This is a genomic window from Cystobacter fuscus, from assembly GCF_002305875.1.
Lineage (GTDB): Bacteria > Myxococcota > Myxococcia > Myxococcales > Myxococcaceae > Cystobacter > Cystobacter fuscus_A.
In genome coordinates, this window is sequence record NZ_CP022098.1 from 9,560,046 (window position 1) to 9,586,369 (window position 26,324).

Genomic DNA, 26,324 nt, shown 5'->3' on the forward strand with positions numbered 1-26,324 from the left:
CACGCGTCCACCGAGAGCACATCCGCGCAGGGACTCGCCGCGAGCAGCACGGCGAACCACAGGAGGTGGTGGGTGTGGAGGACCGTCCCGGCGAACTGAGGGACCGCGAGCACCATCGCCACCCGCGTGAACAGGCCCAGGATGGCCAGGAGCGTCGAAGGCACGAGGACCCCGAGCGCGGCCCACGCCGACAAAGACGGTGATGCGGAACACCGCCGGGTCGACCGCACTGCCCGTGAGGTACCCGCGCATGTCGCGTCAGAGAGGTTCGAGCCCACGTGCCCGCAGCGGAGCGAGCACCTCGGTCTCCATCGACCTGCGCGCGAGGTCCAGATACGACTGGGATTGCATCCACCCGAGCGCATGGATCGCGCTGGCCTCCCCTTCCCCCCGTGCCGCGATGCGTGCCTGGTTCTCCCGGACGGCGGCGATCGTCCTCCCAGCCGCCTCCCGAAGGACCTCCCGCTCGTCCTCCTCCAGCATCGGCAACGCCCAGTCGAGGAACACCCACCCGAACTGCCCGTGCGCGGCCTCGTCCTTGACGATCCGACCCAACACCCCCTTCACCAGCGGGTGCGTCGCGGAGCGCCAGGTGCCTCGAAGCAGGGGGATGGAGATCGCCTCGTCCGGGCGGAGTGTCCCCCACGGAAGCGTCTCCACCTCGGGCCGGAGCTTGCGATAGCGGCGCTCGACGTTGCCACCGATGTATGCGAGCCGCCTCCCGGGAGGAAAACCCTGCCCTGAATGAGCGGCACACCCCATGAAGTCCTTCCAGGCGCCGGCGTCCACCCTGGGGTGCACACCCGCCGGGTTCTTCAGGCGCCGCCCGCCGCGGCGCGCTCGATCGCGGCGATGTCGATCCGCTTCATCTTCAGCATCGCCTCCATCGCGCGCCGGGCCTTCGCGGCATCCGGGCTGCTCAGCAGCTCGCTCAGGCGGCGGGGAACGATCTGCCACGACAGGCCGAACCGATCCTTCACCCAGCCGCACTGCTCGGCCTCGGGATGCGCCGACAACGCCTGGGTCAGCCGGTCGACCTCGGCCTGATCCTCGCAGTGGATCTGGAAGCTCACCGCCTCGTTGAACTTGAAGTGCGGGCCGCCGTTGAGCCCGACGAAGCGCCGGCCGCCGAGTGTGAACACGACCGTCAGGACGCCGCCCTCGCGCATGCTCGGATTGTCCGCGGGCGAGCGCACCACCTCGTCGATCCGGCTATCGGGCAGGAGCGACACGTAGAAACGGGCGGCCTCCTCGGCCTGTCCGTCGAACCAGAGGCAGGGACTGATCTTCTCCATGGCCGTTCTCCTTTACGTCGGACGTGGACCGGTGAGCGCGAACCTCGCGCCCTGGGGGCCTTGAATGCTCCAACCGCCCCCGGACACCGGAGCGGGAACATGCTGAAGCGCGCCATGGTGCACCCGTTCAACCCGGTCATGTCATGAATGGCTTCCCTGGTTATAAAAAGCAACCAAGGTGAGTGCGGACACAGTCACGCCAGGGGGGTGAGCGTGGAAGCGCTCACCCCCCCTGCCCTGGCACGACCGCCATGCGCTCCCGAGGAGCCTACTTCGGCTTCTCCTGGTCTCCGGACGTTCCAGAGCCGCCGACGGCGGAGGTCTGCGCCTCGCCCCATCCCGCCTCGAAGAACGCCTTCCACTTCCACTGGCCATCGCGCTTCACGAGGAGCCCGGTGAGCCGGCCGGGCTTCTTCTTCCCGCCCATGGTCATGGTGTAGTCATCGGTGAAACTGACGAGCGAGTCGGACAACACGGTGATGTCGAGCTTGTGGTTCATCTGCGTGTCCGCGGGTATCTGCTCGAACATGGGCTTCATCATCTCCGTGTATTTCCGCCGGTCGTACGTCTCGGCCGTCGGGATGCCCTTGCTGTCATCGGTCGCCATGTAGATCGGGAAGTCGGCCCGGGCGATATCCGCCTCGAAGTCGCGCCGCTTCATGATGGCGTCGCCTTCCTTGAACCAGGCTTCGACCTCCTTTCGGGTCTTCGCTTCGTGGGTGGGCTTGCGGGTCCACGGCCCCATCTTGGACATGTCCACGGGGGTGACCGAGCCCTTCGCTGCGGGAGGGGCGCCCTTGTGCTCCTGATCCTGCGCCCAGACGGGCGAGGTGAGCACGAGCGCGGCGAGACACACTGTGATTCGACGTATCATGAGCAAGCGACCTCCTTCTGGAGCGAAGTTGGTGGTGCTCCGACACAGGGACAAACCCATCCGATGAGGCCGCCCTGCCCCAAGAGGCTCCCCAGGTAGCCGATGGCGGGTTGGCCTCACCCCGGGGTACACACGAACCGCTGGAAAGCCATCAGCTCGGGGCAGGCTCACGCCGCTCGACTATGGCTGCGCGGGCAGAACCAGGGCATCCCGGATCTCTGCTGGCGGGTTCGCGCCAAGAGCCAGATAGATCTCGATCCACGCCAGATAGGAGCGCCAGGAAGGATCACGCTGGTCGATGAGGGCGCGTTGTGCCTGACCCAGACGCTCGTGCACATCGAAAGGCACCTGCGTGTTCCCATCCGAGTGCAGCTGTGCCGCGAACCAGAGCACGTCGAGCTGACCGGCATCGAGAGGTGCGTGGGTGCGCTCGATCAGGGTGTCGGTGTGCTCGAGCGCCTTGCCCAACCAGTGGCCCGCCCGCGTCGTGTCCCGGCGATCCACGGCATTCTCGGCCAGCCGCATCTCCGCCAGCGTCACCGCGCGGAGGTCCTCATCGCGATCCGACTCGGCGAACTGTTCCAGGAACAGCACCCGCCGCTGTTCGAGTGCGTGGGCGGCGGCGTCCAGGTGCCCGAGTCGGGTCTCCGCATTGGCGCGCAGTCCCGCGGCGATGATGCGATAGGAGCGCTGAACGTGCTGGGGAGTTGCGTGTGCCCAGGTCAGCGAGGCTTGCACGACTGGGGTCGCCAGGTCGCGCTCGACGCGGTCCAGGTCCTCCAATGCCCGCTGGGGTTGCCCCGCCCCCAGCTCCGCGGCGCAGCGGGCCAGCCGCACCACCAACCGGTTGCGCAGACCCTCCGCGTCGCTGGGACCCGTTTCCACGGTGGGCAGCTCGCGATCATAGAGCGCCAACGCACGCTCGAATCGGCCCGCGGCGAGGTTGTAGAGCGCCGCGCGATCCAGTACCAGGGGGACGAACCTGGCCAGCTTCGGTGTGGCGTCCACCATGGCCAGGGCCTGATCCGCCGCCTGCGCGGCCTCTTCCTCGCGGCCGACGTGCAAGAGCGCCCGAGCGCGGGAAAGGGACACCGCCAGCCCCGGCGCGTTGTCCACGTAGGGCAACTTGTCCCGTTGCTCGAGATAGCCCAGGGCGATGTGGAAGTTGCCCACCTGGGTGTGCAACAGCCCCAACGCGCCGAGGATCATCGCCCGGTAGCGGACGTTGTTGCGCACCAGGTCCAGGGCGATCAGGTAGTGCCGGTTGGCGCGCTCGGCGGCGGCGGGAGCGTGGCCGCGGAGGAAGTCCTCGTGATGAATGGCACCCGAGAGGGCATGCACCTCGCGTTGGTTCTTGAGCTCCTGCCACGAGGCACGCAGCTCCTTCACGGCCGCCGCCACCGCCCGGGCGTGGGCGCGGTCATCCTCCAGCTTGGGCAACTGGCGCGCCATGAGGTAGGCCTTCACGAAGTGCGCGAGCGGCCTGGCCATGCTGGCGGAGGAGGTGGTGACTTCCTTTTCCACCACCTCGGGGCTGACGCCGGCACGCAAACGCAGGCTCATGGACTCGACGGCACTTTCCAGTGAGCCAGTCCGCTGAGTCACGAGGTCGAAGTCGGCACGGGCTTCGTCCAGGCGCTGCCTCCCCAACCGGCGATAGGCGCGGCCCATCATCGCGCGGCGAAACAACCGCTCGGCCTGGCGGCGTTCCTCGGTGCCGGGCGGGGCGTCGTCGACGTAGACCGTCGCCAGGGCCTCCAGCACGCCATCGGCGCCGAGGCCCGCCGCGCGCTCGACGGCGTCCTGCACCAGGACGCGCCGGCGAAGGGGCTCCTTCTGCTGATGGTAGAACGCGATCAAGGCCTCCCGGACGGCGCGGGGGGGACGCTCGTCGTGCAACGCATTGACGTGCCGGCCCAGCTCCAAGGCGAACGCATAGGCCGAGCCGGCGGGTGCCGAGGCGAGAGCCCGGGCCATGACGGCATCCGCCTCGTCATAGGGGCGTCCCCGGTACAGGGCGCGGACGGCGGCGCGAGCGAAGTCGAGCTGGTCGTCTTCGGGAAACACCTTGTTCATGGAGAGCCGGCGGCCGGCTTCGACCAGGGCCTCCCGATCGTCGAGCGTGCGGTACAGCGTGTCCGCTCGTTCGTAATAGGCTTCCAGCACCGCGCGCGGCGTGGTGTCGGTCAGCTGGGCCGCCTCCAGTTCCTGACGCGCCAGAGTGAAGTCGCCAGCGTCCTCCGCCAGCTCACTGCGCACCACGTGCTGGAAGACGGCGGAGGGGGGGCTGGGAGCGGCGGCGGGATCCAACGCGGCCATGCGTTTGCGTTCGGCGTCGAGCGGCTCGTCCACCATGCGGCCACGTTCGCTCTCCTTCATGGCGCGACGGTGATCGATGAGGAGCCGCAGCGGCTCCGACAGTCCCGCGGTGGCGGGATCGTCCACCGAGTGCATGCGGCGGGCGTAGAACTCCGCCGCATCGAAGTCCTCGGCAGCCAGGTGGAGCTGACTCAGGCGCATCATCAGCAGACGACGCAGTTTGGGCCGGACTTCGCGCAGCAGGCGTTGGTGGTAGAGCAGGAGTTGATCCGCGCGCCTGCCGACCATTTTCAATTCCGCGCTGAGACGAGGAACGTCCCAGGTGCTGGGAACCTGGCCATCCAGCGGCAACTGATACACATCCAGCGATTGATCACGCGAACAGGTCGCGATGAGTGACTCGGTCGCGGGGGCCGGGTACTCGCAGCTCCAGGACACACTGGTGAGCTGGTCCGGACTGGAGGCAGCGGCCAACCCGGGCGCGTCCTCGCGCTCGGCGGCGAAAGGCACCCGGAACAGCACTCCCCTGTCGCTGGCGTCGATCACCCCGTCCGCATTGGAGTCGGTGAAGAACTGCACCACGTACAGCGAGCGCCCATCGCGCGCGAACACCGGCTGTCCGGTCTGTCCCGGAAGATCGAGCGCCAGCGGGATGGGGACCGCGCCGGGGCGATCCAGCCGAAATACCTCCAGATGGGGCGAGGCGCGCGCGGCGAAGCCAGGGCCCACCTGCTGCACGGAGCGTTCGACCGGGACGTACACCAGCCAGCGCCCATCGGGAGAGAGGGCGGGACTGGTCAGGTTGCGCTCGAGCAGGGGACTCGCGCTCAGCTCGCGCGCCACCGAGACCCGCGACAATCGCAGATCGCCCTGGATGGTCGCCCGGCTCACCAGCGCGATATGCGAGGCATCGATCCATTCCGCCTGCAGCGCGCTGGTCTCTTCCTCGAGGCAGCGGCGACCTTCCGCGCCAGGCAGCTCCCGTACACACAGCTGACCGCTGGCCTGGTTCCGGAACGAAATGTAGAGCAGGTGTTTGCCGTCGGGACTGACGCGCGGCCAGGTCACATCGGCGCCTTCGTCGAAGAGGCGGCGCTCCCGGCCCTGCTCCAGCTCCTGAACGTAGATCTCGGTCGCGATGTTGCGGTTGGACACGAAGATCAGCGTGTTCCCATCGGGCGCCAACTGCCCCAGGAATTGATCTCCCATGCCCACGGTGAGCCGTGAGGGCCTGCGCAAGCCTCCGTCGTTCTCATCGTCCTGCGCCCAGGCACTGCCCGCGAGGAGAACGGCCAGGACCAGGAAGCACCGGCCACGAGGCGTCAGCACTTCTTTTCTCCCCAGGTGCCGTCCTCGGACTCCACCCAGCCGCCGCAGATCACCCCCTCCGAGTGCACCTGTTGCCAGTTCCGGCGCAACGACTCCTCGGGCACGCTGGGGCGGACCGTCCGCATCCACTGCCACAGGTGCCGCCGGGCCCGGTTCACCCGCTCCACCAGGGCGGCGTCATCGGCCGACAAGCGTCCGGACTGGCAGCGGCTCCGGGTGTCCACCAGCAACCCATCCCTCCCCTCCCCCACACAGTGGCGCCGCAGCAGCTCGTCGACGCGGTCCGCCTGCGTCCTGCCCAGGTTCTCGACCAATGGCGTGGGTTGGATGCCCAGTTCCTCCAGTTGGTTGGGCGTGAGCGGCACCGGGGTCGGGCTCATGCCCGCGCGATCCAGACGCCGTTCCACGTCCTTGAACGATCCCGAGGCCTGCTCCTCGAGCGCCGTCGCGCGATCGACCATGACGATCTCGGGGGCGCGGATGCACCCGGGAAGGGCGAGGGCGGCAAGCAGCAACAACCCGCGGCGTTTCATGGCGTGGCCTCCGAAAGGGACAGGGAGTTGATGGCACGGTCGACGATGGGACCCATGGGGATGCCCCGGATCTCGTCGATGCTGAGCAGCCTGGCCAGGCCACCCATGGTGATGCTCAGGCGGCCGAAGCCGCGGTTGAAGTTCACCCGTACGTGCTCCGGGTAGCCCAATCCCAATGCGTAGCGGACGCGGTTGGTGGCGGGATCGGTGTGGTGCGGATCCTCGAGATCGAGCAGGTCGAGCAGGTGGCGGTTGCCAATGCGCAGGATCTCCGCGCGTCCGTTGACGCTGCGATCCTTGCCGGAGATGACCACGGCGGCATTTCCGTCAAAGGGCTCGCCCCGAGACGATTTCACGCCGGTCGCCCGCACGTGTGCCTCCAGGGTGGAGTTCTTTCCCTGCCAGTCCAACATGCACTGTCCGGTGATACGCCCACCGCGGACGCCCATCTCCAGCTGACTCAAGGACACCATGTTCTGGTTGATGGACAGGTTTCCGGCCAGGGGCGCGATGGAAATGAGCGGCGTGGTGATGCTGCCCACCGACATGAAGCCGTTGCGCGAGAGCAAGGGGTGTTGGTCGGCGAAACGCAGCATCGAGTACGGGTTCACGTCGATGTCGTTCAGCAGACGCACCCGGCCCTCGGTGAACTCCACGTTTTCAGTCAGTGGCACGTTGCCATCGAGCCTTTCGATCGCGATCCCCGATCCGGGCAGCCGCAGGCTCACGTTCTGGAGGAGAAGCTCGGAGAGGGTTCGGAAGACCACCAAGTTGGGCGAAGCCAGCTGGAAATTGACCGTGACCTGGCCGCTGCTCTCGATGAGACCGGGCTGCGCGAGCTTGGACAAGTCCTGCTCCAGCTCACCCTGGACCGCCAGGCGGCGCCGGTCGTCACCGAGCTCGAGCCGGCCCCTGGCTTTCAGCTGGGTACTCGTCCCCGCATTGGTCAGTTGGAGGTCGGGAACGTGAATGACGCCATTGGGCCCACGGCGAGCGGAGAACGACCATTCCAGGTCCTGAACCGGATAGGGCAGCGCTGGCCGCTGCTCGAGGGAGCGGACCTTCAAGAGTTGTTTCAGTTCGATTTCGTCCGCTTCCCACTTCTCGGGGATGGTGGCCGTGGTGTCGCTGGACACGTCGGCGAATGACAGCCGGCGATCGCCCATGCCCACGGCGAGCTTTTCCACCGCCAGGTTGCTGTGGACGATTCGCCGCGGCCCCTCGGCGTGCGACTCGACCTGCCAATGCAACGCGGGGAGGTTGATCGACCGGCCATCCTGTCTCCAGCGGATGCCGCGCGCGTCCACCACCGCCTTTCCCTCGAAGTTGGCGGTCCGCAGAGGGGCGGGGGCCAGGCTCGGGGTTCCATCGGTGGCGATGTCCGTGATCACGCCGAGCAGCGTTCCATGCAACTCGACGTTCAATGCGAGCCGCGAGGGATCCAGTTCCGCGGGTACCCGGGCCTTGGCCAGCAGAGGAGACAGCGCACCGAGGGGCGGAAGGTCGCCCTCGACATCACAGCGAAGCGCGCGGGCTTTCCGGTCGAACGCCAGCGCGGCATCGAGTGAGATCTTCAGCCCCTCGTGGCTGGTGAGCCCCAACCGGAGCGACGGCTTCCGGCGATCGAGGTCCAGCGTCAGTGTCTGGTGCTGAGAACCCGCGTCGTTCTCACCAACACGCAGCCCGTCGATTCGAAGATCCAGCTCGCCCTTGTGCCGCCAGACATCTCCTCGCGAACGCATCACGACGGCGAGGCTGCTGGCCGACACGTCATCCCATCCCGGCCGCTGCAGACTCAGTTCCGTCCGGTGCTCCAACCGTGGCGAGGAGGAAAAAAGCGCCGCCAGCTTGCCCGTGGAGGCCAGGTTCACGGCCAGGTGCTTCCAGGGAAAGCGCGCGGCAATCGACTCGGGGATGAAGGGCCGGGCGACGGCGAGGTCCGGGGTCTGGACGGCCAAGGTGTACGCCACATCGTCGGTCCCCTTGGTGGCATCCATCGACGCGTGCATCGTGCCAACGTCGAGTTCCAGACGGGCACGGGCCCGGCCGAGCCGTGGCTCGTCCAACCGAGGGAACGCCTCCGACACGTTGAGCGTCACGTGCACGGGGCCCTTCAGCACCTCGCGGCCATCCGCCGTCACCACCTGGAGTGCTCCCACGGGCACGTCCGCTTTCAGTGCGAAGGGCGGCTCACCCGCCAAGGGGGCATCGAGGTGAAATCCCAAACGTTCAGCGGTCGCACGGAGCCCGGGGGCACGGACGTCCAGTGCATCCACCCTTCCGGACAGGGAGGCATCCCCCGCGACCTTGATGGGCGAGGAGGGCTCTGGCCGCAGCTGGTGACCCTTCAGTTCGCCGTGGGCCTTCGGAACACGAAGCGTGGTGGGCCCCCCGACATCGAGCCCCTGGAGCGCGAATGCGAGTTGGGCGGCCAATCCCTTTTGGGGATCAGGGGTCGCCACCAAGGAGACGCGTCCACCTCCGAGTGCCACCCGAAGATCGTCTTGAACGAGCTGGAGCGCCGCGACGTCGATGTCCAGCCCGAGTTTGCCTTGGGCGCCCAGCTGCGGCATGGCGCTGAGCGTGACCTCGTGGGCGTCCAGATGCACCTTGCCGCGCTCGATGGAGAACAGAAGCCAATCGGCGGGGACCCCTTGCAGCAACCGTCCGAGATCAACATCCGCCAGGGCCCGCGTCATGACTGGCGGAGCACCCGCCGCATCCGGAAGCACCACCTGGGCTTGCACTTCGGCGCTGTCGGTCAGCTGGGTGCGGTCCAGCTCGATGGCGATGTGCCGCTTCTCGACATCGAACTTCGCGGAGACCGTGCCGTGCAGCAGGGTGCGAACCGTGAACCGCGGATCGAACGTCTGCCGCGCGACATCGAGGTCCACCCGCGCGCGAGCGGCCGACGCCCCTGCTTCCGCCGAGAGGGTCAGTTCCAGTTGAGCCAGGGCCGACGGAATGGCCGGGCCTTCACGGCTCAACTCCAGTGGAAGCGGCTTACCGGTCTGGCCTGTTTGCGCGAAGATCCTCCATCCATCGTCCTGAGGCTTCGCTTCGACCGTGGCCGCGAGCCCACGCAAGGACCAGCGATCGATCACTTCACCGTTCCGAACGCGGACGTAGCTCAACGACACGCCCGACACCTCGACCTTCCCGATGGGAGGCGCGAAGGACAGGAGAGCAGCGACCTGCCGAGAGGCCCCGAGAGGCGCGTCAACGGGCGGAAGCTCGGGGGCTTCCGGCCCCATCAATCCCGTGAGAGACGTGGGCCCCGCCTCGTCGGCCACCAGGGTCAAGACCACGTCCCGCACCGCCACCCGCTCAACCAGGACGGTCCCGCTCAGCAGGGAGCCGGGCGACCATTGCGCCTCCAGGGCGCCGACGCGCAGCAGCTCGGGCGCGACGCCTTGAAACGGCGATGGGGTACGCACCACCAGCCCTTCCAGGCGCAGACCCGAGAGCACGGCGACCTGGGCTGTCTGGTAGTCCAGCCGCAGGCCAGTGACCGATTCCACCGTGGAGACGATGCGCTGCTTCAGCCAGGGACGGTCGAGGCCGTGCAGAACGACCACCGCCGTGACCAGCACCAGCGCGGGGGTCGCGACGAGAAGCAGGAGCACGCCTGCGAGGATTCGAGTCAACCGCCGACGAGGTCGTCCAGCTCCGGGGGATTCCATGATGTTCGGTCGGGAGCGAGCGGTCTCCCTCGTCCTACCATGCGGTGGAATCGGGTTTCAATCGCCGGGACCCGGCGGGCTCGGCCCCCCCAACTCCTGTTCCCTGGAAACGGACACAGGAGTGGAACCGCGCAAGAGCGGCAACATCTCTACCCTCCACACCGCCCCCATCCCACCTATGCGTTCGGACTCGAGGCGCCCCAGGTTACTTGAGCCGCCATTCTCACCATCCGAGAGTTCGTGCGCTCGACGCAAGTCGGCGGAGCGCCTTGAATTCCCGCGCGACACCAACCGCGGCCAGGCATGGGATTGCGATGCTCCGGAAACTCCGGCGGAAGGCGCTTGAAGATCATGCGAACTACTCGCATAGTTCGCTCATGCGCAGGGTTAACGCTCCGGCCCTCGACTCGGGTGGGCTCGAACGGGCCCTAGAACAACTCCGTGCCGTCGTGCACGGGAAGGGTCTCAAGAGTTCCGGCGTGCGAGATGCCGTCGCGCGCGCCGCGCTTCAGTACGAGGGGCACTTCACCGCCGAGGAGCTGCTCACCGAGCTGCGCGCACAAGGCGCTGCGGACACGCACGCCGCGACGGTCTACCGCGTGCTGCCGCTCCTCGTGGAGGCGGGGCTGATCCAGGAGTCCCTCCTCTCGGCCGGCCAGGGCCATCGCTATGAACGCGCCTTCGAGCGAGAGCACCACGACCACATCATCTGCACCTCGTGCAAGAAGGTCGTCGAGTTCGAGTTCGAGGCGTTCGAAGTGCTCCAGCGAGACATCTCCGAGCACCTGGGTTTTCGCCTCACCGGACACGTCCACGAACTCTTCGGCGTCTGCAAGAACTGCCAGCGTGCAACATGAGTCACGCGTTCTATCGGCCAAGGGCACCTCTCGATCGGCTCGTCGACTTCTTCTGGGTGTCCGACGCCCATGTCGCACAGGCGCCGCGGGAGCGCGTGCTGCCAACGGGCGCGCAGGCGCTCGTCGTCCACCTCGGAGAGAGCCCGATGCGCATCTATCCCGACGAGCGAACGAGCGAGCCGGCCGAGTTCTCCGGGGCCATCTTGTGCGGCGCGAGGCAGAGCCCGCTGCTCATCGGCACCGCGATTGGCCCGACCGTCGGCGTCCACTTCAAGCCTGGCGGAGCACGCCCCTTCTTCGACGTCCCCGCCGACGCGATGGCGGAGCAGAGCGTCTCGTTGGAAGCGCTGTGGGGCACGTCAGCCCATTCGCTGCGTGAGCGACTCATGGAGGCACCCACGCCGGTCGATCAAGCGCGTCTGCTGGAGGCCCTGCTCCTCAAACGAGTACGCCGCTCGTTCGACCTGGGGCCCGCGCTTGGCGCGTCTCTCCGCGCCTTCGAAGAACCCACCCTCACGTCGGTCGCGGAGGTCAATCGCCGGACGGGGCTTTCGCCGAAGCGCCTCCTCGCGCTCTTCCGCGACGAGGTCGGCTTGAGCCCCAAGTCCTTCTGGCGCGTCCGACGGTTTCGAGCGGCGCTGCGCGATCTGGAGCAAGGGGCCTTGCGTGGAGCGGCCTTGGCCTACGAGCACGGCTACTGCGACCAGGCGCATTTCCTTCGCGAGTTCCGCGCCCTCGCGGGCTCGAGCCCGCGCGAGTGGCTCGCGGCACGTGTCGCGGACACCGACCACGTCTCGGTGTACGGGTAAAAAGATCCAATACGCGGCGCCGCGCCCGCGATTTCCTCAGCGGCATGAGCCCAAGTAAACGCTCCGCGCACCGTGCGTCGGACTTGACGGAAAGATCGAATTTCCAGAACATCATGCGAACGACTCGCATTGTCATCATCAGCCGGAGACGCGCATGAGCGGCGACCTCACGACGGAGCGAGCAGAGTCGACCAGGGGACTTGGCTCTCTCCTCGCGCTGCAGGGCCCGCTCGTCGCCGGAGCGGCTCTCGCGTCGACGTTGGCCGCGGCCCTCGCGCTCGTGCCCTTCTTCGTCGTGGCGCGCATGGCGACGGCGATCTACGCCGCGCCGCCGGATCTCGACGCGGTTCGCTCGCTGGCGCTCATCGCCGCGGGTGCGCTCACGTTGCGCTACGTCTTCGTCGCCGCCGCCAACATGGCCGCGCACGTCGCCGCGTTCCGCATCCTGCACGAGCTACGTCTCCGGCTCGCGAAGAAGCTCGGCGCGGTACCGCTCTCGTTCTTCAGCCATCGCGGCGCGGGCGAGTTGAAGAAGACGCTGCTGGATGACGTGAACCAGATCGAGGCGTTCGTCGCCCACCACTTCCCTGACGCGGTCGCGGCGTTCATCGTGCCGCTCTCCACCGCCATTGCCTTGCTATGGGTCGACTGGCGCATGACACTCGCGAGTCTCGTGATGGCGCCGCTCGCCGTGCTGACGATGGCCATCGCGATGCGCGACGTCGGCAAGGCGCATCAGCAATGGAACGAGATCCAGAGCCGGATGAACACGTCGCTGCTCGAGTACCTGCGGGGCATCCACGTCATCAAGACGTTCGGCCTGTCCGCGCGGCGCTTCGGCGATCTCTCTCGTTCGATCGAGGAAGGGCTCGCGTGGATGGAGGGGTTCATGCGCACCAACGGCCGCGGCTACGGTGCGTTCGGCGCGCTCATCGGCTCCAGCCTCGTCGTGCTCGTGCCGATGGGCGGCTGGCTGTACACGCAAGGGACGCTCTCGCTCGAGTCGCTGGTGCTCTTCCTCGTGCTGGGGCCACAGCTCCTCATGTCGATGATGAGGCTCCTGTTCGCATGGGGAAATGTCGACCGCATCAAGGCGGGCAACGCGCGCATCCAGACCATCCTCACGACGCCGGATCTGGAGAGCAACGAGAGCACCGCACGACCCGCGCACGACGGCGTCGCGTTCCGCGGCGTCGGCTTCCGCTACGACGAGGGAGGGCCCGCCGTCCTCCACGGCGTGTCCTTCGAAGCACCGCCCGGCAAGGTCACGGCGCTGGTGGGGCCCTCGGGCGCGGGCAAGACGACGTTGGTGCGACTCGTCCCCAGGCTGTGGGAGGCGACGAACGGCACCGTGGAACTCGGCGGTGCCGACGTGCGCCGCGTGCCACTCGACGCGCTGCTCTCGCGCATCTCGATGGTGTTCCAGGACGTCTTCCTCTTCCACGGCACGGTCCGCGAGAACCTTCGTCTCGCTCGGCCCGACGCCACCGTCGCGCAGATCGACGCCGCCTGTCGTGCCGCACGCGCCTACGACTTCATCCAGACGTTGCCTCGGAAGTACGACACGATGCTCGGCGAACGAGGCGCGCGGCTCTCGGGCGGCGAGAAGCAGCGTCTGTCCATCGCCCGCGCGCTGCTCAAGGACGCGCCGGTGCTGCTGCTCGATGAGGCGACGGCGTTCGCCGATCCCGAGAACGAAGCCCGCATCCAGGAAGCACTCTCGGAGCTGTGCGCGGGGCGGACGGTCCTCGTGGTCGCGCATCGCCTTTCGACCATCGCCACCGCCGATCACATCGTCGTGCTCGATGGCGGCCGTGTGAATGACCAAGGCACGCACGAAGAGCTGCTCGCACGCTGCGCGCTCTATCAACGCCTGTGGAACAGCCACACCGAGGCGCTGGACTGGTCGCTTGGTGAGCCTTCGGGTACGTCCCGCGCACAGGAGGTGGCGTGATGCTTCGAGAGATCTTCCTGCTCGGCGAGCAGCTCGCGGGGCGAAAAGACGCGCGCCTTCGTCGCGGGCTGGTGTTCGCCTTCGCCGAAGCGCTCACCATCGCGGTGCCCTACGCGCTGGTCCTCTTCTTCGTCCGAGAGGCGCTCGAGCACCGGCTGTCGATGCATCTGACGGGGTGGATCACCGGTGGCATCGTGCTCTCGGTGCTCCTGCGCCTCGCGTTCTCGCGCGGCGCGATGTCCAACATCTTCATCGCCGCGCATGCGCTCATGGGGCAGGCGCGCATCCGCACCGCGGACCACCTGCGGCGCCTGCCGATGGGGTTCTTCACCGGGCGCCGGAGCGGCGAGCTCGCAGGCGTGCTGACCACGGACGTGGCACTCGTCGAAGACGTTTGGTCGCACACCCTCGGCATCTTCGCGGCGAGCTTCGCGCTGCCGATGCTGGTCGGGCTCGGGCTCTGTTTCCTGGAGCTGCGCCTCGGGCTCGTCATCCTCGCGTCGCTCCCGGTGGCGCTCCTCGTTCTGGCTGCGACGACGCCCATCTTCGTACGAGAGATCGAAGCGGTGCTCGAGGCCACCGCCGATGTGAGCGCCCGCGTCGTCGAATACGTGCAGGGCATCGCGGTGCTGCGTGCCTTCGGCCGACACGGCGAGGTCTACCAGCATTTCGTGAAGGCGATGGAGCGCCTGCGTGATGGCCTCATCCGCGCCGACGTCCTGCCGTCGCCGCTGCTCGCCGTGTTCGGCTTCGTCATCGAGGTGGGCTTCGTCGCGGTGGCGTACGCGGGGAGCGCGCTGGCGCTGCGCGGATCGATTCAGCCCGCCGTCTTGCTCGTCTTCCTCGTCGTCACCGTTGGGGTCGTGCGCCAGGTCGCCGACCTTGGCGTGGCGCTGCTCATGCTGCGGGCGTCGCAACGCGCGCTCGGCCGTGTCGATCGTCTGCTCGCCGAGAGGCCGCTCGCGGAGCCGGCTTCTCCCGCGGCGCCCATCCAGCGCTTCGACGTCGAGGTCGATGGCGTCTCGTTCGCCTACGAAGACGAGGCCGTGCTCGACGGCGTCTCGACGACATTTCCCGAGCGCTCGCTCACCGCGCTCGTCGGTGCCTCCGGCTCGGGCAAGTCGACGCTGGTGCACCTGGTCGCGCGGCTATGGGACATCCCGCGTGGGAAAGGCACCATCCGCATCGGCGGCGTCGATATCCGCGACGTACCGTTCGAGACACTTCATCAGCACATCGCGATGGTGTTCCAGGATGTCGTCCTCTTCTCGGGGACCATCCTCGACAACCTCCGTGTCGGCCGTCCCGACGCCACGCGCGAAGAGATCGAAAACGCGGCGAGGGCAGCGCGGGCGCACGAGTTCATCCGCGCGTTGCCGAATGGCTACGACACGGTGCTCGGTGAAGGAGGCGGCTCACTGTCCGGTGGCGAGCGTCAGCGCCTGTCCATCGCGCGCGCCATCCTCAAGGACGCGCCCATCGTGCTGCTCGACGAAGCGACCGCATCGGTCGACGCATCCGCCGAGGCGGAGATCCAGCGCGCCATCGACGAGCTGGTGAAGAAGAAGACCGTCGTCGTCATCGCCCATCGCCTTCGCACCGTGCGGCGTGCGCACCGCATCGTCGTGCTCGACAAGGGGCGCATCGCGGAGTCGGGGACGCACGACGAGCTGCTCGCCAAGGGAGACGTGTACGCGGGGCTGTGGCGAGAGCAGGAGCGCGCGAAGGGCTGGCGGCTCGGGACTTCCACTCCCGCCGTCGTCGAGGCTCAATCGTGATGTCCGCGTCGAGGGAGACTCCCTCAAGGGCGTCGCATTTCGACCGTTCGATCGTCCGGCTCCGCGAGGATCTGCTCAAGGCCGGATGGTCGAAGCGTAGCATTCGCACCAAGCCCTACTGGGCCGACAGAAAGCGTGGACTATGAAGACGAACAAGGACTCCCCGGAGTTCGACTGGGCTGCTACCCGAGGCGAGAAGTGGCGCGCCAGGCTCGACGGCATGGAAGGGATGCTCGCGCCAATCGACGAACCGCTGATCCGTGCGCTGCGTCTCGACGAGCCTGTTCGGATCGCCGATGTCGGATGTGGCGGCGGCGGAACGACGCGGGAGCTCCTACGTCGAGCGCCAGAGGGGAGCATCGTTGACGGGTTCGACATCTCGCCGGGGTTGATCGAGACGGCGCGCGCCCGTACTCCACCCGATGAGCACGCCATCACCTTCCTGACAGCGGACGTGGCGACGACGCCACCGCCCAGGGGTCCCTACGAGCGACTCACCTCACGTTTCGGGGTGATGTTCTTCGACGACGCTCCCACCGCCTTCCGCAACCTCATGGGCTGGCTCGTGCCGGGAGGACGCTTCGCCTTCGCCGTCTGGGGGCGACCCGCCGACAACCCCTGGGTGACGACGGTGCGCGACGTCGTCGCCGAGGTCGTCGAACTGCCGCCCCCCCTGCCCGATACCCCAGGCCCATTTCGCTATGGTGAGCCCGACAAGCTGCTGATGTTGCTCCAGCGGGCTGGGTTCGGCGACCTGGAGGTACGCGCGTGGCACGGAGAGCTCGCGATCGGTGGTGGCCTCACCGCGGCAGCGGCAGCGGACTTCGCGCTCACGGCCTTCTCGATCGCGGAGCCGTTGGCCAAGGCGGACGACGTGGTGCGAGCAAGCGCGCGTCGAGCTTTGACGGAACGCTTCTCGCGCCACCTGCGAGACGGAGTCGTCCGGCTGGAGGCTTACGTCCACCTCGTGACGGGTAGGCGCGCAGAGTGATGGACTCGTGGGGCGCGAAATCGAGTAACGCCGACGACCTGGCGACACCTCACCGAGCTCTCACGAGTTCGCCGACGGTGGGCGCCAGCAACTCTATCAGCCAGGTCATCACGGCGCGCACGCGACGCGGCACCGAGCGCCCGTGCGTGTGCAGCAGCGTGATGGGCACCGGTCGTGCGGTGAACTCCGGCAGAATCTCGACGAGCTTGTTCGCGTGCCGCTCCAGCCCGGGTCGCGGCACCTGCACGATGCCCAGGCCCGCGATGCACGCCGCCTCATACACGTCGAAGTTGTCGACGGTCACCACGCTGCGCATCGGTAGCTCCTTGTACGTCTCGCCGTCGAAGTACTCGAAGGCCGGGACCGGGTCGGTTGCGTAGTGGACGACGAGGTGGTCGCGCAGATCGTCCAGCGTGCGCGGAGTTCCATGCTGGCGCAGGTACGAGGGGCTTGCGCAGTTCATCATCGGCGCCTCGCCGATGCGGCGCCCGACGAGCCCCGGTTCGTTGACCGGCCCCACGCGCAGCACGAGATCGAACCCCTCACGCACCGCCGCCACGAGTCGGTCGCTCGCGCAGATGTCCAACTGGAGCTGCGGATGGCGCGCGAGCAGCTCGGGCACCCGAGGAATGACGAACTCGCGCGCAATGAGGACGGGGAGTTCCACGCGCACCCGTCCACGCAACGCACGACTCGCATGAAAGAGCGCCGCGATTTCCTCGGCCTCCGCGAGAAAACCGTGGGCACGCTTCAGGAGTTGCTCTCCCTCGGGCGTGGGGCGCACGACGCGGGTCGAGCGCTGGAGGAGCTGCGTTCCAAGCTCGGCTTCGAGCTTCTGCACGTGCGCGGACGCGCGTGCCTTGGGCATCCCGAGCTGGTGAGCGGCCTGCGTGAAGCTCCGCAGCTCCGCCACCCGGACGAAGACCTTGAGGGCATCGAGGTCAAGGCTCATTGTCTTCATTTACCAGACAGTGTGTCGGAAGTCTCGCGCTTTACCGACACCCGCGTGGATCGTTACACCACGGCGCATGACCAAGTGGACAACTTCCAACATGCCTTCTCAGAAGGGCCGTTCGGCCGTCATCACCGGTACCGGAGGTCTCGGACTCGAGGATGCCCTCGAACTCGCACGGACAGGCGGTGAGATCATCATCGCGGGCCGCAATCATCAGAAAGGCGCGGAGGCTGTCGCGAGAATCCGCTCCGAAGTCCCCTCTGCGAATGTCCGGTTCGAGCAGGTCGATCTCGCCAGCCTCAAGTCCGTCGCCGACTTCGCCGCACGGCTGAAGGGGCAGCGAGGGAGTCTCGATCTGTTGATCAACAACGCCGCCGTGATGACCCCACCGAGGCGTCAGGCAACCTCGGATGGCTTCGAGCTGCAGTTCGGCACCAACCATCTCGGCCACTTCGCCCTGACGGCCCACCTCATGCCGCTGCTGCGCAATGGGACGAACACGCGCGTCGTCACGCTGTCGAGCGTTGCCGCGCGGGCCGGCGCGATCGACTTCGACGATCTGCACGCGACGCGGAGCTACCAGTCGATGCGGGCCTATGGCCAGTCGAAGCTCGCCTGCCTGCTCTTCGCCTTCGAGCTGCAGCGGCGCAGCGAGGCGAATCGGTGGGGCGTCTCCAGCATCGCCGCGCACCCCGGCATCTCGCGCACCGACCTGCTGCACAACGCTCCCGGCCGTTGGAGTGCCGCCGGCATGACGCGGACGCTCATGTGGTTCATGTTCCAGCCCGCGTCGCAGGGTGCGCTCCCCACGCTCTTCGCCGCGACCTCGCCCGAGGCGAGGGCCGGCGCCTACTACGGCCCCGACAAGATGAACGAAATGCGTGGCTTTCCGACTTTGGCGAAGGTTCCTCCGCAAGCGGAAGACAAAACGGCTGCCGAACGCCTCTGGCGCGTGTCCGAGGAGCTCACCGGAGTCACTTTTCAATGAGCGCATTCGCGGAAATCCCGCAGGGCACGACATGCACAAGTACATCGTCTACGCAGCATACGGCTGGCTGACCTTCACCGGAGTGATGCACTTCGTCATCGACGTCGTGTCCCAGCACCTACGTGGCAAGCACGTTCCCAGCACCGAGACGACCCTCTACTACGGCCTCCACTCAGCGTTCGCGCTCGGACAGTTCGTGTTCGGTCTGCTCGGGCTATGGCTCGCGTGGCGCGCGTTGGACATGCTCAAGGAACTCCCCGTCGTGACGGTGTCGGTGGTCGCCGCCGTCGGGTGGCTCGCCATCGCGGTCCTCTTCATGGAATACTGGCAGCCCAAGTTCAACGCGGCCATCTTCGGCGTCCTGGTCGTGGCTGCCGCGCTGATCGGGCGTCGATAGGAGCCCGCGCGAGGCCGAGTAGGCCGTGATCGCTGAATCCCAGGAGTCACGCACATGACGTGGTGGACCTACGCCCTGGCTTCCGCGGGTTTCGCCGCGCTGACCGCCATTCTCGGAAAGGTGGGCGTGGAGGGCGTGCCTTCCACGCTCGCCACCGCCCTGCGCACCGTGGTGGTGTTGGTCTTCGCCTGGAGCATCGCGCTGGCCCGGGGAGAGGGGGCCGCCCTTCCCACCCTCAACGCTCGCACGCTCCTCTTTCTCGCCCTCTCCGGTGTGGCCACGGGCCTGTCCTGGCTGGCCTACTTTCGGGCGCTCCAGCTCGCTCCCGCCTCGCGGGTGGCACCCATCGACAAGCTCAGCCTGGCCCTCACGCTCGTCCTGGCGTGGGGTCTTCTGGGAGAGCCCATGTCGTGGAAGCTCGTCATGGGCGTGGGGATGATGGTCTGCGGCGCACTGCTGACCCTGGGCTGACGGCCGGAGTCAGGCACCGGGGCCGCCGCCCCGCGTGGGGCGCAGATGCACCGGGGGACCCTCGGGCGCGGGGAGGATCCATGCCTTGGGTCCCAGGCCGTCTTCCTCCTTTGCCAGGTCCACCGACGGATCCACCAGCGGCTCCGACATCCGGCCGTTCAGGGACACCCGCGCGTCAGCCCGTACCTCCATGGGGTGGTGCGTGGCCGTCTCGAAGTCCCGGGCAATCCGGTGGGCCAGTTGCAGGATGAGGTCCGGCTGTACCGCCATCTCCCGCTCCTGCAGCCGCGTGAGGTACTGGCTGGGCGGAACGTGCCACTGCCGGCCGGTGACGCTGTCACGCACCATGAACGTCGCGCTTCCGTTCTTCTCCCGCGTCATCACCCGCCACGAGAAGCGCATCCCCTGCTCGTGCCAGAGCACGTTGCCGCCATACGCGTGCGTGCGCAACGGCAGCGCAACCTGGAGGAACGCGTAGGCCAGCGCCGCCCCCAGCGCCATGCGGCCCTTCCAACCCGGCGCCGCCGGAGGTGCCCCCTCGCCTGCCACGGAAGGACGCACGGCGGCGGGAAGCAGTCGCACTCGGGCCGCGAGCGCGCGTGGCCACGATGGGTCGAAGAATACCAGCGCTGCCGTCACCATGATGAAGGGGAACATCCCGATGGGGAACAGCACGAACGTCACCGCGTGGAAGCCCAACACCACGACGTACGCGAACGGCCGCGTGCGGCGCCACAGCAGGAACAGCACGATGGTGCTGTCGAACAGCATTCCGCCCCAGGCCGCCGCGTACGCCACCCAGCGCTGCTCCAGGAGCGGCCCCACCCATGGCAGCCCCGTGCGGGCGGCCAGCCAGATGTTGAGCGGCTGCGCGTGCACCAGCCAGTCCGTGGTGACCTTCGCCAGCCCTGCGAACACGTAGACGACGGCCACCTGGAAGCGCAGCAGCACCGTGCACCACGCCGGCAGCCAGTCCCGCCGGAGCGCCGGCCTGCGCCACGCGTCCACGGAGAAGGCCCGGTGCGCCGGCACGAAACACATCAACGCCAGCAGCAGGCTCACCAGGTAGTAGTGGTTGAGGTAGTTCGTCACGTCGAACAGCTGCACATAGGCGAACACCGTGAACAGCAGCACCACCGTCGCCCGGTAGAACAGCCCTATCATCAACAGCGCCCCCAGCACGCCCAGCACCACGAAGAGCGTGGGCATCCATGGGCCGGGAAGGACGGGCACCCAGCCGACCCCCCAATAGGTGAAGCGGAACCTGGGCTGCACGAACAACGCGCCCACCCAGCCGTAGGCCAGGAAGCGCACCGCCGACACGGTGATGAGCAGCCCCAGGGCCACCCGGAACGCCACCAGCGCGGCGATGTCCCGGGGCACCAGCAACCATGCCCACATCCGAGCCACCGGACGCTGGAACGCCCCGCTCCCGCCGCCAGCCGCGTCAGTCATTGTCTCCCTCGAGGCCCGCGGGCGGCTCCAGGTCCAGCGTGGTGATGAAGTCCGTCTTGAGCAGGTCCGTGATGCCCTTGAACCCGTTGTAGACCGTCATCACCGACGCCTTGTCCCGCGCCAGCGCCTGCCGCAGGTCCTCCTCCTCCACCGCGGCCAGCGCCGACTCGGCCTCCACCACCTGCTGGCGCATCCGCGTGGCCACGCCCTCCGCGCCCGCCGCCGCCAGGACGTCGTCGAAGCCCGTGCCCGTGAAGTCCGGGCCGCAGCCGTCCATGATGCGGCGGAAGCCCACCAGGTTCAGGTGCAGGTTCTGCTTCGAACGGCCCGCGAACTGCGACTCCAGCAACTCCGGGCAGATGTCCGACGCGCAGTCGCGCAGCGCCAGCGGCCGCGCCAGCTTCTGGTCCTTGCCCTCGCGCTCCACGTAGAAGAGCGCGTCGCTCATCGCGTTGAGCGCCACCTGCGCTGTCGGGAACACCTTGTTGCCGGAGCCCGCCATCGCCAGCGTCTTCAGGAAGTTGCCGCCTTCCGGCGCCCACGCATCCACCAGGGCCCGCGCGCGCACGTGCACGTCCGCTCCCACCACCGCCGCGTAGGCCCGCTTGCGCGCCGCCCGCTCGTCCACGGACAGCGCAGCCCACGTCCCCTGCGCCACGATGGCGGAGTTCGGTCCGCACGCCGTCTCCGCGCCCTCATAGAAGAGCAGGTACTCCAGCGCCAGGAACCCTCGCCGCGTCACCAGGCTGGAGGGGAAGCTGGCCGACTCGTACCCCTTGGAGACGATCTGCTCCTCGAGGGAGCACCGGTTGTAGAGCGGGAACGAATGGATGTTGTCGCGGATCTCCGCGCCGCCCGGACTGCCGCGCGGCGCCGCGGGCCCCACCTGCATCGCCTCCATCACCTGCCAGACGTCCATGGCCTCGTGGAACGCCGTGCGCGCCGCCGCCTGGGCCGCCGCGTCCGGTGCGTCCCGCAGCGCCGCCGTCGCCGCCTGGAGCGCCGCGGCCCTGGGCAGGAAGTCACGCGCCGTCCCCAGGATGCACTCGCCCGCCGCGCTCAACAGCCGCGCGCGCACGTCCGCACCAGCACCGGGGGGAGGATCCACCGGCTTGGGCTTGCCGTCGCTGCACGCCACGCACAGCACCGCGATGAACCCCAGGGCCCTCACTCCCAGCCAGGAGGGCGCTTCAGGACGGGCTTTGAAGACAGTCATGGCCCTCGCAGTATCAACCAAACTTGCGACTGACAATTATTATCGAAACCAGGACGGCACCTTGACTTCGAGGGCCTCGCAGTCTACTCAGGCGCCCAATTACGAGTCTGAAAATGAGAATCGTTCTCATTTTCGACCACCGTAAATGAGAGCCATTCTCATGCGTGGGCACCAAAAATGAGAATCGCTCTCATAAATCACTCACCACCCACCCGAGGGTTGAACATGACGAATGAGAGGAAGCACCGGAGCATCGAAAAGCTGCTGCCCAGCATGCTGGTCCTAGGCCTGGCCATGACCTACATGGGTGGGTGCGGTGACGACAAAGCTCCCGCCCCGACACCGGATGCGGGCACCCAGACGGACGCGGGCACCGACGCGGGCACCGACACGCCAGACACGGACCTGGCGTTCGTGCGTCTCAACACCAACGGCACGGTGGACAACAGCTTCGGCGCGAGCGGCAACGGCATCTCGCGGGTGAGCCTGGGCAGGGGCGCCGGCACGGTGCGTGATGCCATGTGGGGCATCAGCCGCGACGCACAGGACCGGCTGGTGGTGTTCGCCACCAAGAAGGCGGAAGGCACGCGCACGGACACCGACCGAGTGATCGCCCGCATCACCGCCAACGGCGCGCTGGACGAGACCTTCAACGCAACCCCCGCCGCGAACGCGCGCAAGGGCTTCTACGCACTGGACATCAGCGGTCTGGGTGACTCCGCTCGCCACGGCATGGTGCAGGAGGACGGGAAGATCATGTCCGCCGGCTACCTGTCGCAGCCCTCGGGCGTGGGAGCGCAGTCCGCCAACCGCATCGTGCTGCTGCGCCTGAACGAGGCGGGCACGGTGGACAACACCTTCGGATCCAAGGGCGTACTGAACTCGGCGCCGTTCGCCACGAACGACCCGACCAAGGAATGGGGCATCGCCGAGGCCTACGCCGCGGTGCGCCTGTCCACGGGCGCCTACGTCACCACCGGCTACGGCCGTGCGGCGGGCGTGTCCGGCAACACGGTGGACCTCATCTCGTTTCGCTACACCGCAACAGGCGCACTCGACACCACGTTCGGCACGGACGGTTCATTCATCCTGGACCTGGCCGGTGACAACGACCGCGGCCGTGACGCGGTGGCGCTGAAGGACGACCGCGTGTTCATGGTGGGCAGCGGGACCCCGACGTCGGGCAACATCGACGCCATGGCGGTGCTGCTGACGGCGGACGGCCGGCCGGCGACGGCGGACGGCTTCAACGAAGGCTTCAAGCTCTACTCTTTCGACCGTCCGGACGAGGCCTTCTTCGACGTGGAGAAGGCGAACGTGGGTGCCGAGGAGTACGTGGCGGCCGCGGGCTACCGCGCCGGTGGCGGACAGGACGACGACGCCGTGCTGCTCATCCGCAACATGACGACGGGCGCGGAGTTCGCGGGCGCGGTGCCCTTCTCCGAGACGGAGAACGACCGCTTCTGGGGCGTGACGTTCGGCCCGGACAACAAGGTATACGCGGCGGGCTTCGTCACCGAGGGCGGTGACAACCGCTTCGCCATCGCGCGCTTCAACCTGGACGGCACGCGCGACACCACCTTCGGCACCGGTGGCATCGTCACGGTGAACGTCATCGTCGGCAAGCTGGAGGAGGCCGCTCGCAGCGTCGCCGTGCAGTCCAACGGCAAGATCGTCATCGCGGGCGCCGCCGAAGCACAGTAGTCGTTCACACAGTCGCGGTCGGCGTCGGTCTTCCGGGGCCGGCGGGGACGTTCCACTCCCCCGCTGGCGCGGTCGACCGCCGCATCTCTTCGCACATTCCTCCGGGAGTCTTCGTCCTCATGGGTGCACCGACCTGGGCAGTCGCCGTGGTTTCCTTCGTCGTCTCCTCGTCGGTCCTGGCCCAGACGCCGCCGACACCGCAGGAGTCCTCCCCAACCCCGACCGAGGCTCCGCTGGCACCGCCGCCAACCGAGACCGAGCCTCCGGCCGCGCCGCCCGCCGACAAGCACCGCTTCGAGAGCGTCGTGGTGGGCACGTCCGAGGCGAAGACGAGCGGCTCCATCCACATCCTCAAGCCGGAGAAGCTCCAGCGCTACGAGCTGGACGACCCCCAAGCCATCCTCCAGTCCGTGCCGGGCGTGTACGGCCGCGGCGAGGACGGCTTCGGCCTGCGGCCCAATCTGGGCCTGCGCGGCGTCAACCCGGACCGCAGCAAGAAGGTCACCCTGCTGGAAGACGGCATCCTCTTCGGGCCGGCCCCGTACTCCGCGCCCGCCGCGTACTACTTCCCGCTGATGACCCGCATGCAGTCGGTGCGCGTGCTCAAGGGCCCCTCCTCCGTGCAGCAGGGTCCGCAGACGGTGGGCGGGTCGGTGGACCTCATCACCCGAGACATCCCCACGCAGGAGTCGTTCGGCCTGGACGTCGCGGGCGGCCAGTACCTCTACGGCAAGGCGCACGGCTACTTCGGCGCCAGCACCGAGCGCGCGGGCTTCCTCATCGAAGGCATCCACCTGCGCAGCAACGGGTTCAAGGACATCGACAACAGCGACGCCACCACCGGCTTCCACCGCAATGAGTGGATGGCCAAGGCGCGCTACCGGCTGGTGCCGGACGGCGAGCTGCGCCAGACGCTCCAGCTCAAGCTGGGCTACTCCGACGAGGCCTCCAACGAGACGTACCTGGGCCTGTCGGACGCGGACTTCGCGGCGAACCCGCTGCGCCGCTACAAGGCCAGCCAGTTCGACCACATGCAGTGGCACCGCACCCAGGCAGTGCTCAGCCACGTGCTGGAGGGGCGCGACATCACGGTGACGACGTCGCTGTACCGCCAGGACCTGGACCGCTCCTGGCGCAAGGTGAACGGCTTCCGGGGCATCAACATCTCCAACGTGCTCGCGGACCCCACCAGCGCGCGCAACGCCATCTACTACGGAGTGCTCACCGGGGAGCTGGACTCGTCCACGCCGGGAGAGATCCTCCTCATCGGGCCCAACCACCGCGTCTTCGTGAGCCAGGGCATCCAGAGCATCGCCCGCTGGACGGCGAAGACGGGCCCGCTGTCGCACAGCGCCGAGTTCGGCGTGCGCTACCACTTCGACAGCATCGACCGGCGCCACACGCAGGACGGCTTCCGCATGGTGTCCGGCGAGCTGGTCGCCGAGGGGGGCACCACCGAGGTCACCGCCGACAACAAGGACTCCACGCATGCGCTCGCGCTGCACGCGACGGACGCCATCGCCTGGGGGCCCCTGGTGGTGACGCCGGGCGTGCGGCTGGAGGTCATCCGCTCCCAGTCCGTGGACAAGATGGCGGGCACCACCCAGAGCGGAGCGCTGGAGGCGCTGATGCCGGGCTTGGGCGTCTATGGCGCGCTCAGCCCCGCGCTGGGTCTGTTCGCCGGCGCCTACCGGGGCTTCTCCCCGCCCGCGCCGGGCCAGCCCCAGACCGTGGGCCCGGAGAAGAGCATCAACTACGAGGCCGGTGCACGCTGGTCGCGACGCGGTGAGCGCTTCGAGGTGGTGGGCTTCTTCAACGACTACTCCAACCTCACCGACGTCTGCACCTTCTCCAACGGCTGCCTCAACGACAACCTGGACCGGCAGGTGGATGCGGGCGAGGCGAACATCTACGGCCTGGAGGCCTACGCGGAGAAGACCTTCCGTCCGGGCGGCGGTCTCACCTTCCCGCTGACGGTGGCGTACACGTTCACGCGCACGAAGCTGCTCAACGACTTCCGTTCGTCGGATCCACAGTTCGGCAACGTGGTGGCGGGAGACGAGCTGCCGTACGTACCCCATCACCAGCTCTTCGCCTCCATTGGCGTGGAGGGCGCGCGCTGGGGCGCATTCATCAACTCCACCTACCTGGGCAGCATGCGCGAGGAGGCGGGCCAGGGCGACATCCCCGAGGGCAAGAAGACGGGGGCGCTGCTGGCGTTCGACGTGAACGCCCACTGGAACATCACCCGCTGGGGGCAACTCTACGTGAGCGGCCGCAACATCCTGAACGAGGCCGTCATCGTCGGTCGCCGTCCGTACGGCGCCCGCCCCAATGCGCCCCGCACGCTCATCGGCGGCTTCAAGATCCAGCTCTAACCCCCTTCAGGCAGGTCCGCGAAGGGGTAGCCCTGCATGGTGGAAGAAGCCACCCAGGGCCGAGTAGCGACGGGCAAGGCGGATGAAGGCCGAGCGAACCTGACGGTGAAGCTCTTCGACTGAGTCGGGGAGTGCATTGCGCATGTCGGCGTTCACCTGGCTGTTGCAGCCTTCCTCGGGATTGAGTTCCGGCCTACCGCACGCCGAGCGCCCACGCCGGAAAGCAGGGCCATGGAATTGGCCTGTCCCTGGTGGCCCTCGTCGATCAGGCCCACCGGGCCCACGCGGAGTTCCTCCCCTCGCAGCGGGGAGCCCGCCTGCGGTTGACATTCCTCCGG

Annotated in this window: 19 protein-coding genes; 10 read left to right on the forward strand and 9 right to left on the reverse strand. The window is 67.8% G+C overall.

The window, feature by feature from the left end; genetic code table 11:
- Nucleotides 1-258 precede the first annotated feature (258 nt).
- The 6 genes from CYFUS_RS38610 to CYFUS_RS38635 all read right to left on the reverse strand — a co-directional run bounded on the left by CYFUS_RS38610 (nt 259) and on the right by CYFUS_RS38635 (nt 10,033).
- A complete protein-coding gene (locus tag CYFUS_RS38610; RefSeq protein WP_095989753.1) occupies nt 259-801 on the reverse strand; it encodes a hypothetical protein in 543 nt (180 codons plus the stop codon).
- 14 nt (nt 802-815) lie between these two features.
- Entirely contained in the window at nt 816-1,295 is a 480-nt protein-coding gene (locus CYFUS_RS38615; RefSeq protein WP_095989754.1) for a VOC family protein, read from the reverse strand.
- A gap of 268 nt (nt 1,296-1,563) precedes the next feature.
- The gene (locus CYFUS_RS38620) at nt 1,564-2,169 is read right to left on the reverse strand and encodes a nuclear transport factor 2 family protein (RefSeq protein ID WP_157758906.1); all 606 of its coding nucleotides are present in this window, start codon (nt 2,167-2,169) and stop codon (nt 1,564-1,566) included.
- Between the two features lie 180 nt (nt 2,170-2,349).
- Nucleotides 2,350-5,817, reverse strand: coding sequence for a PD40 domain-containing protein (locus tag CYFUS_RS38625; RefSeq protein WP_095989756.1), 3,468 nt, complete (start codon nt 5,815-5,817; stop codon nt 2,350-2,352).
- Nucleotides 5,811-6,350, reverse strand: a complete 540-nt coding sequence (locus CYFUS_RS38630) for a DUF1318 domain-containing protein (protein WP_095989757.1) — start codon at nt 6,348-6,350, stop codon at nt 5,811-5,813. The genes CYFUS_RS38625 and CYFUS_RS38630 overlap by 7 nt, the downstream gene beginning before the upstream one ends.
- Complete coding sequence (locus CYFUS_RS38635) at nt 6,347-10,033, reverse strand: hypothetical protein (protein WP_095989758.1); 3,687 nt, start codon at nt 10,031-10,033, stop codon at nt 6,347-6,349. The genes CYFUS_RS38630 and CYFUS_RS38635 overlap by 4 nt, the downstream gene beginning before the upstream one ends.
- Before the next feature lie 377 nt (nt 10,034-10,410).
- Between CYFUS_RS38635 and CYFUS_RS38640 the strand changes: the two genes are divergently transcribed.
- From CYFUS_RS38640 to CYFUS_RS38660, 5 genes are all read left to right on the forward strand, one after another.
- Nucleotides 10,411-10,890, forward strand: a complete 480-nt coding sequence (locus CYFUS_RS38640; protein ID WP_095989759.1) for a Fur family transcriptional regulator — start codon at nt 10,411-10,413, stop codon at nt 10,888-10,890.
- On the forward strand, nt 10,887-11,699 hold the full coding sequence (locus CYFUS_RS38645) for a helix-turn-helix domain-containing protein (RefSeq protein ID WP_095989760.1): 813 nt from the start codon (nt 10,887-10,889) through the stop codon (nt 11,697-11,699). The genes CYFUS_RS38640 and CYFUS_RS38645 overlap by 4 nt, the downstream gene beginning before the upstream one ends.
- A gap of 154 nt (nt 11,700-11,853) precedes the next feature.
- Nucleotides 11,854-13,653, forward strand: coding sequence for an ABC transporter ATP-binding protein (locus CYFUS_RS38650; protein ID WP_095989761.1), 1,800 nt, complete (start codon nt 11,854-11,856; stop codon nt 13,651-13,653).
- 71 nt (nt 13,654-13,724) lie between these two features.
- Nucleotides 13,725-15,431 carry an ABC transporter ATP-binding protein gene (locus CYFUS_RS38655; protein ID WP_232537057.1) on the forward strand — a complete coding sequence of 569 codons (1,707 nt, stop codon included), beginning with the start codon at nt 13,725-13,727 and terminating at the stop codon, nt 15,429-15,431.
- A 142-nt stretch (nt 15,432-15,573) separates the two neighbouring features.
- On the forward strand, nt 15,574-16,422 hold the full coding sequence (locus tag CYFUS_RS38660) for a class I SAM-dependent methyltransferase (RefSeq protein WP_095989763.1): 849 nt from the start codon (nt 15,574-15,576) through the stop codon (nt 16,420-16,422).
- A gap of 49 nt (nt 16,423-16,471) precedes the next feature.
- Here CYFUS_RS38660 and CYFUS_RS38665 read toward each other — a convergent pair whose 3' ends face one another.
- Complete coding sequence (locus CYFUS_RS38665) at nt 16,472-17,374, reverse strand: LysR family transcriptional regulator (RefSeq protein WP_095989764.1); 903 nt, start codon at nt 17,372-17,374, stop codon at nt 16,472-16,474.
- Nucleotides 17,375-17,450: 76 nt separating this feature from the next.
- Here CYFUS_RS38665 and CYFUS_RS38670 point away from each other — a divergent pair, with 76 nt between their 5' ends.
- The 3 genes from CYFUS_RS38670 to CYFUS_RS38680 are packed head-to-tail and all read left to right on the forward strand — an operon-like array spanning nt 17,451 to nt 19,233.
- Nucleotides 17,451-18,365, forward strand: a complete 915-nt coding sequence (locus tag CYFUS_RS38670; protein ID WP_095989765.1) for an SDR family oxidoreductase — start codon at nt 17,451-17,453, stop codon at nt 18,363-18,365.
- Between the two features lie 31 nt (nt 18,366-18,396).
- Nucleotides 18,397-18,762 carry a hypothetical protein gene (locus tag CYFUS_RS38675; RefSeq protein ID WP_095989766.1) on the forward strand — a complete coding sequence of 122 codons (366 nt, stop codon included), beginning with the start codon at nt 18,397-18,399 and terminating at the stop codon, nt 18,760-18,762.
- 54 nt (nt 18,763-18,816) lie between these two features.
- Nucleotides 18,817-19,233, forward strand: a complete 417-nt coding sequence (locus tag CYFUS_RS38680) for an EamA family transporter (RefSeq protein ID WP_095989767.1) — start codon at nt 18,817-18,819, stop codon at nt 19,231-19,233.
- 9 nt (nt 19,234-19,242) lie between these two features.
- On the opposite strand, the gene CYFUS_RS38685 is transcribed toward CYFUS_RS38680, so the two are convergent.
- A complete protein-coding gene (locus tag CYFUS_RS38685; RefSeq protein WP_095989768.1) occupies nt 19,243-20,688 on the reverse strand; it encodes an HTTM domain-containing protein in 1,446 nt (481 codons plus the stop codon).
- Nucleotides 20,681-21,904 (reverse strand): imelysin family protein, encoded by a 1,224-nt coding sequence (locus CYFUS_RS38690; protein ID WP_095989769.1) that lies wholly within the window; start codon nt 21,902-21,904, stop codon nt 20,681-20,683. Before CYFUS_RS38690 ends, CYFUS_RS38685 begins: the two co-directional genes overlap by 8 nt.
- A 225-nt stretch (nt 21,905-22,129) precedes the next feature.
- Between CYFUS_RS38690 and CYFUS_RS38695 the strand changes: the two genes are divergently transcribed.
- Together CYFUS_RS38695 and CYFUS_RS38700 are read left to right on the forward strand one after the other, a co-directional pair.
- Nucleotides 22,130-23,608 (forward strand): hypothetical protein, encoded by a 1,479-nt coding sequence (locus CYFUS_RS38695; RefSeq protein ID WP_232537059.1) that lies wholly within the window; start codon nt 22,130-22,132, stop codon nt 23,606-23,608.
- 119 nt (nt 23,609-23,727) lie between these two features.
- On the forward strand, nt 23,728-25,986 hold the full coding sequence (locus tag CYFUS_RS38700; protein ID WP_095989770.1) for a TonB-dependent receptor family protein: 2,259 nt from the start codon (nt 23,728-23,730) through the stop codon (nt 25,984-25,986).
- Nucleotides 25,987-26,324 lie beyond the last annotated feature (338 nt).

Coding starts and splice junctions, on each gene's coding strand:
- CYFUS_RS38615 (WP_095989754.1), bottom strand. CDS start 1,295: ATGGAGAAGATCAGTCCCTGCCTCTGGTTCGACGGACAGGCCGAGGAG.
- CYFUS_RS38620 (WP_157758906.1), bottom strand. CDS start 2,169: ATGATACGTCGAATCACAGTGTGTCTCGCCGCGCTCGTGCTCACCTCG.
- CYFUS_RS38630 (WP_095989757.1), bottom strand. CDS start 6,350: ATGAAACGCCGCGGGTTGTTGCTGCTTGCCGCCCTCGCCCTTCCCGGG.
- CYFUS_RS38635 (WP_095989758.1), bottom strand. CDS start 10,033: ATGGAATCCCCCGGAGCTGGACGACCTCGTCGGCGGTTGACTCGAATC.
- CYFUS_RS38640 (WP_095989759.1), top strand. CDS start 10,411: ATGCGCAGGGTTAACGCTCCGGCCCTCGACTCGGGTGGGCTCGAACGG.
- CYFUS_RS38645 (WP_095989760.1), top strand. CDS start 10,887: ATGAGTCACGCGTTCTATCGGCCAAGGGCACCTCTCGATCGGCTCGTC.
- CYFUS_RS38650 (WP_095989761.1), top strand. CDS start 11,854: ATGAGCGGCGACCTCACGACGGAGCGAGCAGAGTCGACCAGGGGACTT.
- CYFUS_RS38660 (WP_095989763.1), top strand. CDS start 15,574: ATGAAGACGAACAAGGACTCCCCGGAGTTCGACTGGGCTGCTACCCGA.
- CYFUS_RS38665 (WP_095989764.1), bottom strand. CDS start 17,374: ATGAGCCTTGACCTCGATGCCCTCAAGGTCTTCGTCCGGGTGGCGGAG.
- CYFUS_RS38670 (WP_095989765.1), top strand. CDS start 17,451: ATGACCAAGTGGACAACTTCCAACATGCCTTCTCAGAAGGGCCGTTCG.
- CYFUS_RS38675 (WP_095989766.1), top strand. CDS start 18,397: ATGCACAAGTACATCGTCTACGCAGCATACGGCTGGCTGACCTTCACC.
- CYFUS_RS38680 (WP_095989767.1), top strand. CDS start 18,817: ATGACGTGGTGGACCTACGCCCTGGCTTCCGCGGGTTTCGCCGCGCTG.
- CYFUS_RS38685 (WP_095989768.1), bottom strand. CDS start 20,688: ATGACTGACGCGGCTGGCGGCGGGAGCGGGGCGTTCCAGCGTCCGGTG.
- CYFUS_RS38690 (WP_095989769.1), bottom strand. CDS start 21,904: ATGACTGTCTTCAAAGCCCGTCCTGAAGCGCCCTCCTGGCTGGGAGTG.
- CYFUS_RS38695 (WP_232537059.1), top strand. CDS start 22,130: ATGACGAATGAGAGGAAGCACCGGAGCATCGAAAAGCTGCTGCCCAGC.
- CYFUS_RS38700 (WP_095989770.1), top strand. CDS start 23,728: ATGGGTGCACCGACCTGGGCAGTCGCCGTGGTTTCCTTCGTCGTCTCC.